This is a genomic window from Castellaniella sp., from assembly GCF_034675845.1.
GTDB lineage: Bacteria > Pseudomonadota > Gammaproteobacteria > Burkholderiales > Burkholderiaceae_B > Castellaniella.
In genome coordinates this window covers 156782-174479 of sequence record NZ_JAUCCU010000002.1, presented here as the reverse complement: position 1 = coordinate 174479, position 17698 = coordinate 156782, and the positions used below count along the sequence as shown (strand labels likewise).

Below are 17698 nucleotides of genomic sequence, written 5' to 3'. Positions count from 1 at the left end.
AACCGTCAGGCAGGACGGCGAAAAATCAGGCGCGCTGGCGTAGATTCGGCGGCTGCGTAGGCATAACCTTCCGCCGAGAAGTCCTTCAGGCCTTCGATCCGATCCAGGCGTTGGTCGATCACATAACGCGCCATCAGGCCGCGGGCCTTTTTGGCATGCACGCCGATGACCTTCCAGACACCGTTTTTCTCGCTCTGGAACACGCACTCGACCACCGGAGCACTCAGGATCTGGCGATCGACGGCTTTGAAATATTCCTGAGACGCCAGATTCAACAAGACCGGCTGGCCGCTTTGCTCTGCCAAGCGCCGGTTTAACGCCTGAGCAATCTGTGGCCCCCAGAACTGGTATAGATTCAACCCACGGGCAGTTTTTAACCGGGTGCCCATTTCCAGCCGATGCGGCTGGATCAGGTCCAGCGGATGCAGCACCCCATACAGACCGCTAAGAATGGCCAAATGCCCCTGCGCCCAGGCCAGTTGATCATCCGTCAACTGAGCCGCCTGCAAGCCCTCGTAGACATCCCCATTGAAGGCCAGCACCGCAGGGCGCGCCTGGGCAATATCCGGTTGATCCACCCAGGCGGCATAGCGCTCGGCATTCAACTGGGCCAGGGTATCGGACAGGCTCATGAGCTGGGCAAGATCGCCCGCCGACTGCGCCTGCAAAACCTTGACCAGTTCGCGCGTATCGGCCGGAAACACAGGCAAGCTGTGTTGCGTGGTGCGCACCGGCGTATCGTAATCCAGCTTTTTAGCGGGCGATAAAACCATCAACATATCAATCTCTACATCCAAGGTGATGGAATCAGTGTAGCCGGTGCAGGCATACGCGCCTGGATCAGGCAGCGGCCTGACGAGCAAGCTTGCGGCCAGCCAGCCATTTGCCCAGCAGCACCACCAGCACGGCGCCCAGCACTTCGACGGCAATTTTCACGCCAAACGCAGGCACACCGAAATATTCGACCACCACCACATCGGTAATCAGCATGCCCCCGGCAATCCACCCCAGCAAGGCGGCCCCGAAAGTCACGACCAAGGGGAAACGATCGATGAGCTTAAGCACCAGCGTACTACCCCAGATGATGATCGGCACACTGACCAGCAGGCCAAATACCACCAGGCCGATCTGGTGATCAGCGTGCGCATTTTGGGCAGCCCCTGCAATCGCAATCACATTATCCAGGCTCATGACAAAGTCAGCGACGAGAATGGTCTTGACGGCGGCCCACACCGAGCCCCCGCCCTTGATCTTGTCATGGGCATCGTCCTCGGGAATCAGCAGTTTCACCCCGATCCACAGCAACAGCAAAGCCCCGACAATCTTCAGATAAGGCACGGTCAGCAGTGTCAGGGCAAAGGCAATCAGCAGCACCCTGAGAATAATCGCCCCGGCAGTGCCCCACAAAATCCCCTGCATGCGTTGCTTGGGTTGCAGATTGCGACAAGCCAGGGCAATCACCACGGCATTGTCGCCCCCCAGCAGAATATCGATCAAGATGATCTGAAATACGGCGGCCCAACTGAGGGTCTGAAAAAATTCGATCATGGTTGTCCTTAAGAAAAATGGCCTGTAAACCCATCTACGGGCCAGGCCATTTCCGCAAAAGACGGACCCTGCCCCAGCAGCCCCACGCAATCATGGCACCCGGCAGCAAAGCAGCGCGGCGACGATTTCATGGGACACTAGATGGCAAGGTCTTGCTCGCAGCTGGTATTGAACACCTGCTGCCCGGACACCGGGCACCTGTAGAACAGGCAACCGTATTGACGACGTCGCGGCAAAGAGCTACTCCCCTTGAGCGAATGATTATACGGGAAAAAAAACAGACCGCAGGCTGTTGTTTCAGGCGGTCTCAGCGGGAATTGGCCACCGACGCGGACGGCGGCGGAATAAAGCGCCAGGCAATCAAGCCACCCACCGCCTGCACCGCCAGCAAGGTAGCCACCGTCCCGTACCAGCCATACCGGGCGTAGGCAATGCCACACAGCCAGGCACCCGTAAAACCGCCACAATAATAAATCGAGTAATACAGTCCGCTGGCCAGCGAACGCCCATACGTGATGCGCGAAGCAATAAAACCCATGGTGGCCGATTGAGTAACAAACACCCCACAAGCCGCCATGGCCAGCGCGACCACAATCACCCAGGAAGACTGGGACAAAGTCAGCATCACCCCCACCGCAGACAAAACCAGCATGGACAAAATAATGCGCCGCGCCCCAAAGCGAGGAATGATGCGGCCTGCCAGCGGCGTCATGATCACCCCCAGCAGGTAGACAATAAAAATATTGGCCAACTGGCCAGAGCTGAAATTGAATGGCTCATCGGCCAAGTGCAAATTGATGAAGGTGAACAAAGCCACCAGCATGAAAAGCACGGTAAAGCCCAGCGCACATGCCGCCTGCAGATAAGGGTTGAGCAACAACTGGCCCAGCGTCTGCAGATTCGATTTGAAACGGGTATTGGCGACAAAGCGCCGCGATGCCGGCAAGCCCCGCCAGACCACCACCGCCCCCAGCAGATTCAGCACCGCCATAATGCCAAAAGCCGAGCGCCAAGGCATGAACTCGGTCAGGTGTCCCATCAGGAAACGCCCAGCAAAGCCGCCCAGCACGCAGCCCGAGACATACAAGGTCACCATGCGGATCATGGTGGAACCACGGAATTCCTCGCCTATATAGGCGACCGCCACCACCGTCACCCCTGGCACGGCCAGCCCCTGCAAGAAACGCAAAATCAACAAGCCATGGACGGATTCCACCAATGGCATCATGGCAGTGGGAATCGCCAGTAAGAATACCGAACCGACCATCAACCATTTGCGCCCAACCGCATCGGACAGCATGCCCACAAAAGGAGAGACCAGCGCCACGGCCAGGACAGTCATGCCCACGGCATTGCCGATCTCGACCACCGACGCGTTGAGATCCAACTGCAGTTGGGGCAGGATGGACTGAATGGAATAAACCTGGATAAAGGCAAACGCCCCGACCAAGGTCATGGTCAGGCGTAACAGGCGGTCAGGATGGTCGTCATAATCGGCAGACATGAAAAAAATCCGACCTGACTAAAACTTCAGACGGCGCAGGCGCTCAGCCTGGGCCTGATTCAGACGGCGGGCCTCGAGTTCGGCATAGTCGCGCTCGCCGGGTTCGTAGGCGCCATCAAACATGCAACTGGCGGGGTTTGCACGGCATGGCCCCGCAGACGCCGAGGTATCCCCGCCCCAGGAACAGCCTGACAGCACGGCCACGATACAAAGCAGGCTGCCGCGACGGGCAAAGGAATTGACACGCACAGAAAACGTCCCTAAAAACAGGCCAGCGGTGTAGCACCGCCTGCCATTGCAATAAGTCTCTCGGCATAAATTAACATGCTATTGATGCACAACACGAAAGAACCTGATCACGACGGCATCCAGGACGAAATTCTGGCCGGTCCCATCCTGCGGCGCATGGAGCCTCAGCGCCTTGTCATCTGGCTGGCAACACGCAACCCCGTACAACTGCGCCTGCACCTGTATGCCCATGGTCCTGACGCGGTCAGCCATACCCTGCACGGGCTGGGACAAGGCGCCCGCATCCAGGCAGGCACCCACTGCCACATCCAGCTGCTGGATGTGGGTCCGGCCCCCGATCTGCCGACGGGTCAGGCCATTGCCTATGATCTGCAGTGGGCCGCCCCTGGCACCCATGATTGGCACAGCGTGACCCAATGGGGGCCGCACCTCTGTCAGACCGGCCAATCCCTGCCCCGATTCGTCCTCCAGCCGACCCTGCAGCAGGTGCTGCATGGGTCCTGTCGCAAACCCCACTATCCCGCCGAGGACGGCCTGGTCACCGCGGACGCCTGGCTGCAACAGACGGGCGAACCCGCACAGTGGCCAGGTGCCCTGTTATTGACTGGTGACCAGGTATACGTAGATGATGTGGCCGGCCCTATGCTGCACGCCATCCACCAGTTGGGCGATGCCCTGGGTCTATACCCCGAGACGCTGGAGGCGGCCTGCGTAGGAAATAGCCAGTCGTTGCGCGACCATCCGGCAGGCTTTTACCACCGCCATGATCTGCTGCCGGATACGCCACAAAACCGTACCCTGCGCAACCGATTCTTCGAGGGTGCGCGCAAGCCGGTCTTCACGACCAGCAATGCCGACAATCACCTGATTACGCTGGCGGAAATGCTGGCCATGTACTTGCTTGTCTGGTCGCCGGTGCCATGGCGCCGGCTTCAGCTGGATGCCCCCAAAAACCTGTCTGCCGTTGATCTGGCCCGCTACCAGCGTGAACTGCTCGCTATCCGGGCATTTGTCGATGGTCTGCCGCAGGTCCAGCGCCTGCTGGCGCATCTGCCGACTTTGATGATTTTTGACGACCATGACATCACAGATGACTGGAACCTGACAGCCGACTGGGAACAAACCGCCTATCAGCACCCATTTTCCCGGCGCATCATCGGCAATGCCCTGGTCGCGTATTTTCTGTGCCAGGGCTGGGGCAATAATCCCGATGTTTTTCAGGGTGCCACGCTGGACCTGACACAGCAGTGGTCGGCCAAGCGGGACAACGCAGCCCAGGACATGCTGATCGAGCACCTGCTGCAATGGCCCAGCTGGCATTACAGCCTGCCTACCTCTCCCGTCCTGATGGTGCTGGACACCCGCACCCGGCGCTGGCGCTCGGAACGCAGCCCAAATCGGCCATCGGGGCTGATGGATTGGGAATCCCTGTGCGAACTGCAAGCCGAGCTACTGGATCATCCTTCGGCCATTATTGTCTCGCCCACCCCTGTCTTTGGCGTGAAACTGATCGAAGCCGTACAAAAAGTATTCACCTGGATAGGCAGACCGCTGGTGATTGACGCCGAGAACTGGATGGCACACCCAGGCACGGCCAATACCATCCTGAATATTTTTCGCCACACCAAGACCCCCGCCCACTATGTGATTTTGTCCGGGGATGTGCATTATTCATTCATGTATGGCGTGCGCCTGCGTTCACAGCGTCACGGCGAACCGCATATTTGGCAAATCACCAGCAGCGGCATCAAAAACCAATTCCCGATCCGGCTGCTGGATATTCTGGACCGTCTGAACCGCTGGCTGTATGCCCCGAAATCCCCGCTGAACTGGCTGACCCGGCGGCGACGCATGGAAATCCAACCCTGCAAACCGGCCACTGCCGCCCGGGGCGAACGGCTGCTGAATCAGCCCGGCATCGGCCGCCTTTGTCTGGCGGCTGACGGCAAGCCGGAATTAGTCGAACAAATCTGCGCAGATCAGGCCATTGCGTTCTTGCCGGAAACAACGGACTGAGGCTAGGCCTCGATCAATCTGCTGACACCCCGAGATCAGGAGGGCTTGAGCGGGGCTTGTTCGATGGCCAGGTGGAGCGAAGCCTGCGGCAGTTGCTGCTGCAGCCAGGCCAGTGCACTGACAGCAGAGCCGAAATCCGCATAGCGCAACACCACAATACCCGTGGCGGCAAAAGACTGAACCGACACCGGCACAGGCCCTTTCCCGGCCCCTAACTGGACATCGTTTTCGGTTGCCCCCGTGATCAGGATTTCATTCTGACTGCTGAACACCACGCCCTGAGCATCCAACAGCAGGCTACGGCCCCCTGCAGCAGACTGGGGCAACAGGCGATATTGCTGTTTATCCACGGTGTAGACAGGCAACTGTCCCAGGCGCTGGATTTGCTTTGCCTGAAGGCGCTGGCCAGGCTGGTAGGCATCGGCTGCCTGGGCAGACAAGGCCAAAGCGGCCATCGCCACACCACTGAGAAGCGCATAGATGATTTTCATGAAGGGTTCCTGTCTGGGGGGCGCTTATTGGGCAATGATGCGGGCTTCTGCCAGAAAGGCGTAAGCTGCATCGGGCTGAGTACCTGGGACGCAAGGGGCTGGGCGATTTTCCACAGTCTGACCGCTGTCGTCTTTGCTTTCGAATGGCTGCGGAAGAATCTCCGGGTTGGCCGCCATCAGGAAGACCTGCCATTCACCCCGGGCTTGTTCGCCATAAAAAGACACGCTGCTCAGGCCATAAGCGACGAAGGCATCTGTCCCAAAAAAAGCATAGTGATCATTGGCCAGCTTGAGCAACGATACCGTGCCTGCCGGGGACTTGACGGCCAGACCCAATGAGCCCAGGCAGACATTTTTGCCGCTGAGGCGCAGTTGGACGGAATCGACGATCTGATCCGATGACTGCCAAGACGCCAGCAGAGAAACCTGGCGGTACGGGAAAGGCTGGCTTTGCAAGGGCACACCCGAATCGGGCGCATAACCGAGGTAATCATCCCCCAGGTGCCAAAACCCAATATTCTGGAATGCCGGAATCTTGATGTCCTGCCGCTTGCTCTGTCGAGTTCCGTTTTTGTATTCCTGTGCCAGGGCAACAGCGCGTTCCGCATCGGGCACCCCGAAACCATACCAGTTGGAATGCTCGTTGCCCGCGCCGTTGATCTGCCAACCCAGATCGATCGGCACCGCCGTAGAGCCGACACGAATGTCCTGTTTTGTGCCCAACCGGGGCTGCAGTTGATTGGTCTGCAGATTCATCAAGGCCCCATAGGGAATCTGGCCGGCCGGGTCCGGCGAACCCTGGGTGTAATCCACATCGACCTTGCGGGCGGACAGGCGCAGAATATCGCGCACATCCCGCCAGCTCAGGTCCGGATTGGCACTAAGGATCAAGGCAGCCACTCCCGCCAACGTCGGAGTGGCCGCTGAAGTGCCGTTCATGTACGAATAATCGCAATCGGGATTGTCCGGCACCCCATTGCGCTGGGATTCACCACGCAGAAAGGCGGTACGCTCGCCTGTTTTGCTGTACCCCACGCCACAGCCACGCATATCGGTGGTGAAGATCGTGGGACCGCTGTAGGGGCCTGTGGCGACTTCGCCATAGGTGCCGCCCGAACCGTATTCCCCCCCCATGCCACTGACCCAGATCACGGAGCCTACGCTGCTGTAATTGCTGGATTCGCCAAACGCATTGATGGCGGCAACCACGACGGCATTAGGTTCGCGCGAACCACTGGCGTCATTGGCAGGGTTGGAGCAGTCGTAATAAGCCACCCCGGACTGGCTGCAGTAGTCGCCATCGAAATCATTGCCAGCGGCCTTCAGGAAAATAGCGCCTTTGCCATCCCGCAATTTCTTCATCGAGCGAATGATGGGGGTCTGATAATCGCTTGGGGAATCATAGGGCAACAATCCCATCGAGTTGCCATACGAGCCGTTGAAAATATCCGCTGGACTGGACCAGGACGCCCCCCCCAGTGCAGCGGCCATATTGGCGGCACCCTGGTTTTCCAGATAGTTGACGCCGCCCAGCGTGGCCAGCGGCGCAATACCCATAACGCCCTGGCCATTCTGTGCGGCGGCAATCATGCCAGCCACATTGGTGCCGTGAGGATCGCTTCGGGGGCTGCCCGCCTGGGGGTAGGGATCGTTGGTGCCATCGACCAGATTATGGGACATCCCGAAGTCGGCATTGGGGGCCAGATCGGGATTGTGCAAATCCACCCCAGAGTCCACCACCATCACACGCACCCCTTGGCCCTTGATGCCCTGGCGATGAACGGGCTCGACATTGAGGTCCACCCCACCACCAAAGACATCCGGATAGTCCTTGAAATAGCTATCGGCGTAATTCAGCGCCCACTGAAAGGGATACAGGGGTTCTGTGGCACCTGTCTGGCAGGCGTATTCACCGCTTTCCAGGCAGGCTGCGTCCGGGTTTTTAGGCTTGTCATCCGATCCGCCAGAACTATCACAGCCGACCAAAAAAAGAGTCAACAAGGATGCCGCGCACACAAGCGTTTTTTTCATCACTATCCAGATAATTTTTGTTGGTCTGCCAGAGGAAGCGCCCAGCTTAAAGCATAAAAGATGTGCACATCATAAAGAAGCTTTCATCACTGGGGCATAGTCCTTGTCGGTTTTCATGATGTGGGTGCTGAGCCAGTTACGCAGGAAGTTCGAGAGTTCCACCGATACATTGGAGTGTCCCGCATGATAGCTGTCGCGGAATTCGACAACTTTTTTGACCAGATTATCATGAACCTTTTTATGTTGCTCGTAGCCTGTATATCCGGCATCGCGCATCATTTTTTCTTCACGGGTGAAGTGATCCTGCGTATAGAAAATCAGCTCGTCCAGGACCTTGCCGATGATTTCCTTGCTGTGGCCCTGAGTCATGGATTCGTGCAGAGAGTTGATCAGCTGGACCAGCTTTTGGTGGTCCTTGTCGATCACCCCGATGCCCACCTCGAGTTCACGGGTCCAGGGGTAGAACATGGTCCCGGTCTTTGGCGCCTGCAATAACGTGCGCGAATATGACAGGGCATCATTGCCCTCGACCATTTCAGTATCAACCTCGACGGAGCCAGACAGATGAAATGCTGATGCCAACTGCGCCAAAGCATCCGCCTGCGCCTGCAGACTGGCCGCGGCGGCAGCGGATCGTTCGACCAGGCTGGCGTTTTGTTGTGTGACGCTGTCCATCTGGTTAATGGCGGATTGGATTTCCTCGATTCCCGTTGCCTGCTCACGACTGGCAGCACTGATTTCGCTCATGATTTCGGTCACGCGGTGAATCCCATCCACAATGCCCTGCATGGTGCCACCGGCCCGCCCGGCCTGCTCGTTGCCCTTGGCAGCAGAGTTGACCGAGTCATCGATCAAGACCTTGATTTCCTTGGCGGCCCCGGCACTACGCTGGGCCAAGGCTCGGACCTCGGCGGCGACCACAGCAAAACCACGGCCTTGCTCACCTGCCCGAGCGGCCTCGACAGCCGCATTCAGTGCCAGGATATTGGTCTGGAAAGCAATGCTGTCGATCACCCCCACGATATCGGCCACTTGCTGCGCCTTGCCGTGCATCTCACCCATGGTGGTGACCAGCTCCGTCACGATGGCCCCGCCTTCGGAGGCGGTCTGGGCGGCGGTGCTGGCCAGGTCATTGGCCTGCTGGGCGTTATCGGCATTCTGACGCACGGTTGCCGTAAGCTGCTCCATGGTGGCGGCAGTCTGCGCCAGCGAACTGGCCTGAGTCTCGGTACGCGAGGATAATTCCAGGCTGCCTTCGGTGATCTGTCCAACCGCCCCGGCAATGGAACTGGAACCCAGCTGCATATCGCCCACCAGCCGCGCCAGATTGGCCCGCATGCGCTTCATGGCATACAACAGGCTGGTCTTGTCATTTTTCCGGACCTGGATGTCGACATCCAGGTTTCCCTTGGAAATGCGCTCGGCCACCAACGCGGCATGGCTGGGCTCTCCTCCTAGTTGATTTTTCAGGCTGCGGGTAATCAACCAGGCAAATAAAGGCAGCAAGATGATGGCGATCAAGGTAGCCAGCAACAGGATCGGCAGACTGGTCTGGCCATCACGCACCGAAGTCTGGCTGATTTCCTTGACCAGCGTTGCCTGTTGCTCGGCAAACGCAGAAATCTGCGCCACATAGTTATCCAGCAACTGCGGGATATCCGTCTCGTAAAGCGCATTGGCACGGATGATGTCGCCTTTGTCTTGTGCCTCGCGGGCTATATCACGCGTTTTCAGAAAGGTCTGACGGGCCGTCAGTATGTTCTGGTACAGCGCCTTATCCGAGGATTCGTAGATCAGGTCTTTGACCTGCTGCTCTACTTGGCTGATCCGCTTGCTGGTCTGGCTGACCAAGTCCTGCAGGGCCGCGATCTGGTCCCGGTTGGTCATCACCCCGATGGCACGGTCACGTTCGCGGTTCACCTGGGTCAGGCGCAGCCACTGCAGGCCGAGAGTGTGGACCTCTTGCCGGTACTGCAGCTCGGTATTGGTGTTTTCGGTGCTGACGATGCGCCAGATACCTATCCCAGCAATCAGGACAATCAGAAGCATAGCCAGGCTAAAACCCAGCAACAGTTTGGTGCCAATCTTCAAATTCCGCATATCCTCAACCCACGTGAGCCAAGCTGGCGATGATGGTCCGGCGTGGCACGAAGCCACTGCCGCCGCCTGATGAAATAATTTTCAGGAACAACAGAGTACCCAATCAGATCTGGGTGACGAATTTAGTCACCAGATAGCCATCAAAGGTCTCGCTGCCGCCTTCGCTGCCAATCCCGCTGTCTTTGACGCCCCCAAAAGGCGTTTCGGGCAATGCGCTGCCAAAGTGATTGATATTCACCATGCCGGCCTCTAGTGTTTGGGCGGCTTGATGAGCGCGGTGCAGACTGCGGGTAAACACATACGCCGACAGCCCATAAGGCAAAGAATTTGCACGCGTCAGAGCGTCCTCGTCGGCACTGAACCGGGTGATCGGCGCAATCGGCCCAAAAGGTTCTTCGGTCATCAGCAAAGCATCGTCGGGCACATCCGCCACGACGGTTGGTTCAAAGAAGAAACCTGGCCGATTCAGCCGACTGCCACCCAGCAAGACCCGGGCACCACGCGCCTGGGCGTCTTCGACGAAGCGTTCCATGGCAGGCACCCGGCGCTCATGCGCCAAAGGCCCCATGTCCGTGTCTTCAGCCAAGCCATCGCCCACGCGGATCTTGCGCATCTCGGCGACAAAAGCCTCGACAAAGGCATCGTGAATGCCGTCTTGCACATAGAAGCGGGTAGGCGAGATACAAACCTGGCCGGCATTGCGGACCTTGAAGCGGGCAAGATGGCGGGCGGCCTTGGCGACATCGGCATCATCGTACACAATCACGGGCGAATGACCGCCCAGTTCCATCGTGACACGCTTCATGTGAGCCCCAGCCAGGGCGGCCAAGTGCTTGCCGACCGCCACCGACCCAGTAAACGATACCTTGCGCACGATAGGCGAACGAATCAATGTATCGGAAATTTCTGAGGGCACCCCCCAGACCACATTCAGCACCCCCGGCGGCAAGCCTGCATCGTGGAACATCTGCGCAATCGCCATGACCGCGCTGGGTGCGTCCTCTGGGCCCTTGAGAATAATGGTGCAGCCCGCGCCGATGGCGGCACAGATCTTGCGGATTGCCTGGTTATAAGGGAAGTTCCAGGGGGTGAAAGCGGCACATACCCCGATGGGTTCGCGCAGCACCATCTGGCGAATTTCCGGTTTACGCGATGGAATGACACGCCCATAGATACGGCGGCATTCCTCGGCGTGCCAGTCGGCATGGTCGGCGCAGGACAACAGCTCGCCGCGGGACTCGGCCAATGGCTTCCCCTGGTCCAGCGTCAGACAGCGGGCAATGGCATCGACACGCTCGCGGGTCAGGGTGGCCACCTGGCGCAAAATCGCGGAACGATCCATGGGCGAGCTATGACGCCAGCTGGAAAAGGCCCGTTCAGCAGCCTGCAACGCGTGATTCAGATCAGCCGGGCTGGCATGCGGCAAGCGTCCCAGGATCTCGCCGGTAGCCGGGTTGATCACATCCTGATGCTGGCGGCCATCGCCATCCAGAAACTTACCGTCTATATATAGAGCCAACGGGGTATACATAATGCTAGTCTCCTATTTAGGCACGATGATAGCCATGAATACAGGGGCAATTCAAGACGTGATACCAAATAATTTCCAAACTCAATCATCTTGGGATGGTTTAAGCCTAGATTATCCATTCGATTAACAACTGAATAGATCAGATGAGCATCTGATTGCTTGCTGGTTTTCCCGAGTTTCTGTCTGAAATTAACGATACGCTATTGATCTGTAGCGCTAATTCCACTACTTTTAATCCGATACCAAACAACCTCGATTTTAGAGATTGTTTGTAATACAAGTAGCGACAGACTGGAAGCCACTCCCTTTTTCCGCCAGTCCCCCGTAGGAGACTTTTCGTGCAAGCAGAATTTCTGCAGTTCCTGTTTTCAGGGCTGACTGTGGGGGCTACATATGCCCTGGCAGCCCTGGGTTTCAACCTGATCTACAACGCCAGTAATGTCATCAACTTTGCCCAAGGCGAATTCATCATGCTGGGCGGCATGCTGGCGGTGTTCTTCACCCAAACCGGCATGCATTGGGCCCCCGCCTTCGCACTGGCAGTCATCCTGCCTGCCGTGGTCGGCATGCTGATGGAAAAACTGACCATCGAACCCGTTAAAAATGCGGACACCGTTACTTTGATCATCATCACCATCGGCGCCTCTTTGGTGATTCGCGGCCTGACCCAGGTGTGGCTGGGCAAGAACGCCCACAGCCTGCCCCCCTTCACGGGTCAAGAACCCCTGAACATTATGGGCGCCATTCTGCTGCCCCAAAGCCTCTGGGTATTCGGGGTCACCTCCATCGTCGTGGTGCTGCTGTGGTATTTCTTCAGCCGCACCATGTCAGGCAAAGCAATGCTGGCCACCTCCATCAATCAGATCGCGGCACAACTGGTCGGCATCAGCACAGGCTGGGTCTTGCTCATGAGCTTTGCGCTGGCCGCTGGCCTGGGAGCCCTGGGTGGCATCCTGATCACGCCCATCACGCTCACCTCTTATGACGTCGGTATTATGCTCGGCCTCAAAGGCTTTGTCGCTGCCGTAGTCGGCGGCCTGGGCAATGGGCTGGGGGCCGTCGTCGGCGGTTTGCTGGTCGGCATACTCGAAGCCATGGGCGCGGGATACATCTCGTCGGCCTATAAGGACGCCATCCCCTTCGTGCTGATCTTGCTGATTCTGTTCTTCATGCCGCGCGGCCTGTTCGGCGGTCGTTCAACCGATCGGGTGTAATCAAATGAACCGTCGTTCTGTAATCGGGCTGGCTCTGCTAGCCGTCGTGCTCTGTGCGGTGCCATTTCTGGTCCCTAACAGCTTTTATCTGGATATCGTGATCCGCATGGCCATCAATGCCATCATTGTGCTCAGTTTGAACCTGCTGGTGGGCTATGCCGGACAGATCAGCCTGGGCCATGCCGGATTCGTCGGCCTGGGTGCTTATACCAGCGCCGTATTGCCCACCCATTTTGACATGCATCCGCTGCTGGCGCTGCCGATCGGGGCAATCGGGTCCGGCGTTCTGGCACTGTTGGTGGCCCGTCCCATTCTGCGCCTGAAGGGTCATTACCTGGCCATGGCCACGCTGGGCCTGGGCATCATCATCCATATCGTCATCACCAACGAAGCCGCCTACACCGGCGGGCCGGATGGCATGCCGGTGCCATCCATGGAGGTTCTGGGCTTTTCCTTCATGCGCGACCGCCAGTGGTACTGGGTGGTGGCGGCCTTGCTGGTCCTGAGCGTCTGGGGGGCACTGAACCTGATCAATTCACCCTTTGGCCGGGCCCTGCGCGGCCTGCACGGCTCCGAGGTCGCCTCTCAGGTGGTGGGAATCGACGTGCCTCGCTATAAAACCACGATCTTCGTGCTCTCGGCGGTGGTAGCCAGCATCATGGGCAGTATTTTTGCCCACTATATCGGCTTCATCACGCCGGATGTCGCGAATTTCTTCCACTCTATCGAACTCATCACCATGGTGGTGGTAGGAGGCATGGCTTCAGTCTTCGGATCGGTGCTCGGGGCGGTACTGCTGACCGCTCTGCCCCAGTTGCTGGCTACCTTCGAAGGCTGGGAAGTCGTGATTTACGGCGCCATCCTGATTCTATGCATGATTTTCCTGCCACGCGGTATCGTGCCCACCCTGGCAGCCCGCCTGCGCCTGGAGAACTGACACCATGCCCTTGCTCGAAGTCAACAACTTATCCATACATTTCGGCAGCGTGCGCGCTGTCCAGGATGTCAGCTTCTCGGTGGACGAAGGCATTGTTTATTCCGTGATCGGCCCAAATGGCGCAGGCAAGACCACGCTATTCAACCTGATCACAGGCCTGTACAAGCCCACCTCAGGCAGTATCCGGCTGAAGGGTCAGGACATCCAGGGCCACACCCCCTGTGACCTGGCCTGGCGCGGCATGGCTCGTACCTTCCAGAACCTCCAGATCTGGATGAACATGAGCGCGATTGAAAACGTCATGGTAGGCGCCCACCAGCACCTGGACACCAGCTTGTTCAAGGCTTTGCTGCGCGTGCCATCACTGCGCCGCAACGAAGCCGAGCTCCGCAGACAAGCTGCGGAACTCATGGATTTCGTCGGACTGGACGCCTATGTGGGCTCACGCGCCGACAGCATGCCCTACGGGGCGCTCAAACGTCTGGAAATCGCCCGGGCCATGGCCATGAAGCCCCGCCTGCTGTTCCTGGACGAGCCCGCCGCAGGCCTGAATCCCAAGGAAACCCAGGAAGTCGACGCCCTGGTACGCCGAATCGCCAGCACAGGGGTCACGGTCGTGCTGGTCGAACACGACATGAAAATGGTGATGAACCTATCCGACCGCATTCTGGTTCTGGATTACGGCAAACGCCTGGCCGAAGGCACAGGGGCCGAAGTCCGGCGCAATCCGGATGTCATTGCCGCCTACCTGGGCGGTCACGCCTGATCAGGGATTACAGATGCACGCACTCGAAATTATTCAGGAAGAACACCGCAACCTCTGGCGCATCGCCCGGACCATGGACTTGGTCATCGACGAGCTACAGGCTGGCACCAACGTCGAGGCCGATTTTTTTCGGGCCCTGTTCGACTATATCCAGGAGTTCATGGATGGCTGCCACCACGCCAAGGAAGACCAGCACCTATTCAAGGCCATGCGCCTGCGCGCCCCGGATGAAGTCGCCGAAGTGCTGGACGCCCTGGAGGTCGAGCACGTCCAGGGTCCAGCACACCTGCTGACGCTACGCCAGTTGCTGGATCAAGGCCCATCATCCGCCAGCCAGCCAGAATTCATAGCAGCCCTGCGCCGCTATATAGACGGCCTGAAACAACACATCACCACCGAGGAAACCAAAGCATTCCCGCTCGCTCGGAAATTTCTGCAACCCGAAGACTGGGAAGAAATCCTGGTCGCTTTCTCGGACCATCACGATCCCTTATTTGGTGAAGATGCCCGGACCGAATACCGTGAGCTGCACCACCGCATCGTCTCGCTGGCACCGGATTCTGTAGGGCTGGGCGCCAGCCAGGCAGGGGGCTTTCGACATCTGTCGGCAACGGCACCCAGCCAAAAGCCACTATTGCAGGTCACCGACCTGGAGTCCTGTTACGGTCGCATCCAGGCACTGAAAGGCATCAACCTCGAAGTCTACAAAGGCGAACTTGTCGCTCTGGTCGGAGCCAACGGCGCCGGCAAGACAACTTTTTTGCGAACCTTATCGGGCATCCAGCCCATGAGCGCGGGGGTCATTCAGTTCGGCGGACGCGATATTTCACGCCTGCGAGCCGATCGCCGCGTCCAGGCCGGAATCTGCCACAGTCCTGAAGGCCGCCAGGTATTCGGAGCCTTATCCATCGAAGACAATCTTCTGCTGGGGGCCTATTTGCGCCCAAAGGAAAAAGTTTCTCGCGATCTGGATCGGGTCTACGAAATGTTCCCCATTCTGCACGAAAAACGCCACCTGCCTGCCGGCACTCTCTCGGGGGGACAGCAGCAGATGCTGGCGATCAGCCGGGCACTCATGGGCGGCCCCAAACTCCTGTTGCTGGACGAACCATCCATGGGCTTGGCGCCTCTGTTGGTGGACGAGGTCTTCAACGTCATCCGCACCCTGAAATCCCAGGGCATCACCATTCTGTTGGTCGAGCAGAACGCTTTTGCCGCCCTGGGCATCGCAGACCGGGCCTACGTGCTGGAAACCGGCAACATCGTCCTCACAGGCACCGGGAAAGAAATGATCAGCAATGAACAGGTTCGAGCCGCATATCTAGGCATGTAGCGGCATGATCAATACCTATCAGCACGAGAAACAAGCTTACATCCCGGCACCCGAGCTGCAATCCAATACGCTGATTCGCCACCCAGTGGTGATCGTGGGGGCCGGGCCGGTAGGTCTGGCCACCGCGATCGATCTGGCCCAGCAAGGTGTGCCTGTCGTGCTGCTGGACGAGGGCGATGCGCTGGCCGTGGGTTCGCGCGGGATATGCCTGGCCACCCGCACGCTGGAAATCCTGGATCGGCTGGGAGTCGGCGACGAATGCGTGGCGAAAGGGGTGGGCTGGGATGTCGGCCGCACGTTTTTTCGCGACAAGGAAATATATCGTTTTAACTTACAGCCCCAGCCAGATCACCACCGCGCAGGTGTGATCAATCTGCAGCAGTATTACCTGGAAGACTTTCTGCGACAACGGGCCAAGTCGCTGCCCTTGCTGGACCTTCGCCACCAGAACCGAGTCGTTGGTGTGCACGCTAGCGCCGATACTGTCACCCTGCAGGTAGACACCCCCGATGGCAGTTATGCCATGGCCGCCGACTGGCTGGTGGCCTGCGACGGCCCCCGCAGCACCGTGCGTCGATCGTTGGGTCTGGAAGCTGAAGGCACGCCATTCATGGATCGATTCCTGGTTGCCGACATCACCATCCAGACCGACTTCCCTGCCGAACGCTGGTTTTGGTTCGATCCGCCTTTTCATCCCGGCCAATCGGTGCTGCTGCACCACCAGTCCGACAATACCTGGCGAATTGATTTTCAACTAGGCTGGAACGCCGACCCTGAAACTGAAAAACAGGCCAATCGCGTCATCCCCCGGATCCGATCCTTGCTGGGCGAAGAACACGAATTTGAACTCGGATGGGTCGAGGTCTATACCTTTCAGTGCCGTCGCATGCCGCGCCTGCGCCATGGCCGGGTGCTGTTTGCCGGCGACGCAGCCCATCAAGTCTCGCCCTTTGGGGCCAGAGGCAGCAATGCCGGCATCCAGGATGCCGACAATCTAGGCTGGAAATTGCGCATGGTGGTGCAGGGCCTGGCGCCTGAGCAGCTGCTGGACAGCTATTCCGACGAACGCATACTGGCTGCCGATGAAAACCTGCAGAACTCAGCCCGATCCATGGATTTCATCACCCCAAAGACCAAGACTACCCTGGCCTTTCGCAACGCCGTGCTGGGATTGGCCCAGCACTATCCTTTTGCCCGGGCCTTGGTGAATTCCGGGCGACTGTCCGTTCCCACTGTCCTGAAGGAGTCCGCTTTGAATACCCCCGACACTACCCAATATACCGGCGACATGATTCCCGGTGCCCCCTGCGACGATTGCCCCATGCGGGCACAAGTCGATCATTTCTGGTTACTCAGCCGCCTGGGTAACGATTTCAAGCTCCTGGTTTATGCCGAAGATCCGGCCAAAGTCGAGCAAGCATCCGCCCTGCAAGGGCTGCTGGGCGGAAAACTCTCCGTGGATGTCATGCTGGTCACCCCGAAGGGCGGGCGCTCGCCGCATGGCCTGCAGGTCATCGAAGACTACACCGGACGTTTTGCCGAACGCTACGATGCCCGCCCCGGCACGGTCTGGCTGATCCGCCCCGACCAGCACATTGCTGCCCGCTGGGACCAGCTGGATGTAGCCCAGGTACGCCAGGCCATCAGCCAGGCCACTGCCCAGGCTTGATTCCATGGGGCTGAACCTGAACCTGAATCTGGGCGAGCCAGGACAACAATATCTACGTCCCTACTCGCCCGGAGACGATTTCTACGAAGCCCTGATGCAGCTGCATCATGACCTCAGCGATGAACAAAGCACCCAGGTCAATGCACGTCTGATCCTGCTGCTGGCCAACCACATTGGCGATCTGGCAATCCTGCGCGAGGCCATGGAGATCGCCCGGCGCGACATCTGAATCCTTCTGGATGCTGCATTAAAAAAACGGTACGGTCCTTGGAGGAACCGTACCGTTTTTTCAATGGTGGACCTAAGCCC

15 protein-coding genes and 1 pseudogene are annotated in these 17698 nt (G+C 58.4%); 8 read left to right on the top strand and 8 right to left on the bottom strand.

Annotated features, from left to right (window positions below):
• Positions 1-5: 5 nt before the first annotated feature.
• From yaaA to VDP81_RS12405, 4 genes are all read right to left on the bottom strand, one after another.
• Positions 6-779: a peroxide stress protein YaaA gene (yaaA, locus tag VDP81_RS12420; RefSeq protein ID WP_323012758.1), complete on the bottom strand. Its 774-nt coding sequence runs from the start codon at positions 777-779 to the stop codon at positions 6-8.
• A gap of 61 nt (positions 780-840) precedes the next feature.
• Complete coding sequence (locus VDP81_RS12415; protein ID WP_322997131.1) at positions 841-1548, bottom strand: TerC family protein; 708 nt, start codon at positions 1546-1548, stop codon at positions 841-843.
• 307 nt (positions 1549-1855) lie between these two features.
• Positions 1856-3052: an MFS transporter gene (locus VDP81_RS12410; RefSeq protein WP_322997130.1), complete on the bottom strand. Its 1197-nt coding sequence runs from the start codon at positions 3050-3052 to the stop codon at positions 1856-1858.
• An 18-nt stretch (positions 3053-3070) separates the two neighbouring features.
• Positions 3071-3301: a hypothetical protein gene (locus VDP81_RS12405; RefSeq protein ID WP_323012501.1), complete on the bottom strand. Its 231-nt coding sequence runs from the start codon at positions 3299-3301 to the stop codon at positions 3071-3073.
• A 75-nt stretch (positions 3302-3376) separates the two neighbouring features.
• Here VDP81_RS12405 and VDP81_RS12400 point away from each other — a divergent pair, with 75 nt between their 5' ends.
• Positions 3377-5317, top strand: coding sequence for an alkaline phosphatase family protein (locus tag VDP81_RS12400; RefSeq protein ID WP_323012500.1), 1941 nt, complete (start codon positions 3377-3379; stop codon positions 5315-5317).
• A gap of 35 nt (positions 5318-5352) precedes the next feature.
• On the opposite strand, the gene VDP81_RS12395 is transcribed toward VDP81_RS12400, so the two are convergent.
• The 4 genes from VDP81_RS12395 to VDP81_RS12380 form a co-directional block, all read right to left on the bottom strand.
• A complete protein-coding gene (locus VDP81_RS12395; RefSeq protein ID WP_322997126.1) occupies positions 5353-5808 on the bottom strand; it encodes a hypothetical protein in 456 nt (151 codons plus the stop codon).
• Between the two features lie 24 nt (positions 5809-5832).
• Positions 5833-7839, bottom strand: a complete 2007-nt coding sequence (locus tag VDP81_RS12390) for a S8 family serine peptidase (protein WP_323012499.1) — start codon at positions 7837-7839, stop codon at positions 5833-5835.
• Positions 7840-7908: 69 nt separating this feature from the next.
• The gene (locus VDP81_RS12385; RefSeq protein ID WP_323012498.1) at positions 7909-9939 is read right to left on the bottom strand and encodes a bacteriohemerythrin; all 2031 of its coding nucleotides are present in this window, start codon (positions 9937-9939) and stop codon (positions 7909-7911) included.
• Between the two features lie 103 nt (positions 9940-10042).
• Entirely contained in the window at positions 10043-11470 is a 1428-nt protein-coding gene (locus VDP81_RS12380; protein ID WP_322997123.1) for an NAD-dependent succinate-semialdehyde dehydrogenase, read from the bottom strand.
• Between the two features lie 338 nt (positions 11471-11808).
• Here VDP81_RS12380 and VDP81_RS12375 point away from each other — a divergent pair, with 338 nt between their 5' ends.
• The 7 genes and pseudogenes from VDP81_RS12375 to VDP81_RS12345 all read left to right on the top strand — a co-directional run bounded on the left by VDP81_RS12375 (position 11809) and on the right by VDP81_RS12345 (position 17618).
• Positions 11809-12684 carry a branched-chain amino acid ABC transporter permease gene (locus VDP81_RS12375; protein WP_322997122.1) on the top strand — a complete coding sequence of 292 codons (876 nt, stop codon included), beginning with the start codon at positions 11809-11811 and terminating at the stop codon, positions 12682-12684.
• A gap of 4 nt (positions 12685-12688) precedes the next feature.
• Positions 12689-13621, top strand: a complete 933-nt coding sequence (locus tag VDP81_RS12370) for a branched-chain amino acid ABC transporter permease (RefSeq protein WP_322997121.1) — start codon at positions 12689-12691, stop codon at positions 13619-13621.
• 4 nt (positions 13622-13625) lie between these two features.
• On the top strand, positions 13626-14387 hold the full coding sequence (locus tag VDP81_RS12365) for an ABC transporter ATP-binding protein (RefSeq protein ID WP_322997120.1): 762 nt from the start codon (positions 13626-13628) through the stop codon (positions 14385-14387).
• Positions 14353-14799 (top strand): annotated as a pseudogene (locus VDP81_RS12360) (hemerythrin domain-containing protein); the annotation flags it as partial. The gene VDP81_RS12365 and the pseudogene VDP81_RS12360, both read left to right, overlap by 35 nt.
• 189 nt (positions 14800-14988) lie before the next feature.
• Complete coding sequence (locus VDP81_RS12355) at positions 14989-15720, top strand: ABC transporter ATP-binding protein (RefSeq protein WP_322997390.1); 732 nt, start codon at positions 14989-14991, stop codon at positions 15718-15720.
• Positions 15721-15724: 4 nt separating this feature from the next.
• On the top strand, positions 15725-17389 hold the full coding sequence (locus VDP81_RS12350) for an FAD-dependent oxidoreductase (RefSeq protein WP_323012497.1): 1665 nt from the start codon (positions 15725-15727) through the stop codon (positions 17387-17389).
• Between the two features lie 4 nt (positions 17390-17393).
• Entirely contained in the window at positions 17394-17618 is a 225-nt protein-coding gene (locus VDP81_RS12345) for a DUF2783 domain-containing protein (protein WP_323012496.1), read from the top strand.
• Positions 17619-17698 lie beyond the last annotated feature (80 nt).

Coding starts and splice junctions, on each gene's coding strand:
- VDP81_RS12365 (WP_322997120.1), top strand. CDS start 13,626: ATGCCCTTGCTCGAAGTCAACAACTTATCCATACATTTCGGCAGCGTG.
- VDP81_RS12410 (WP_322997130.1), bottom strand. CDS start 3,052: ATGTCTGCCGATTATGACGACCATCCTGACCGCCTGTTACGCCTGACC.
- VDP81_RS12415 (WP_322997131.1), bottom strand. CDS start 1,548: ATGATCGAATTTTTTCAGACCCTCAGTTGGGCCGCCGTATTTCAGATC.
- VDP81_RS12350 (WP_323012497.1), top strand. CDS start 15,725: ATGATCAATACCTATCAGCACGAGAAACAAGCTTACATCCCGGCACCC.
- VDP81_RS12370 (WP_322997121.1), top strand. CDS start 12,689: ATGAACCGTCGTTCTGTAATCGGGCTGGCTCTGCTAGCCGTCGTGCTC.
- VDP81_RS12390 (WP_323012499.1), bottom strand. CDS start 7,839: ATGAAAAAAACGCTTGTGTGCGCGGCATCCTTGTTGACTCTTTTTTTG.
- VDP81_RS12380 (WP_322997123.1), bottom strand. CDS start 11,470: ATGTATACCCCGTTGGCTCTATATATAGACGGTAAGTTTCTGGATGGC.
- VDP81_RS12345 (WP_323012496.1), top strand. CDS start 17,394: ATGGGGCTGAACCTGAACCTGAATCTGGGCGAGCCAGGACAACAATAT.
- VDP81_RS12400 (WP_323012500.1), top strand. CDS start 3,377: ATGCTATTGATGCACAACACGAAAGAACCTGATCACGACGGCATCCAG.
- VDP81_RS12385 (WP_323012498.1), bottom strand. CDS start 9,939: ATGCGGAATTTGAAGATTGGCACCAAACTGTTGCTGGGTTTTAGCCTG.
- VDP81_RS12395 (WP_322997126.1), bottom strand. CDS start 5,808: ATGAAAATCATCTATGCGCTTCTCAGTGGTGTGGCGATGGCCGCTTTG.
- yaaA (WP_323012758.1), bottom strand. CDS start 779: ATGTTGATGGTTTTATCGCCCGCTAAAAAGCTGGATTACGATACGCCG.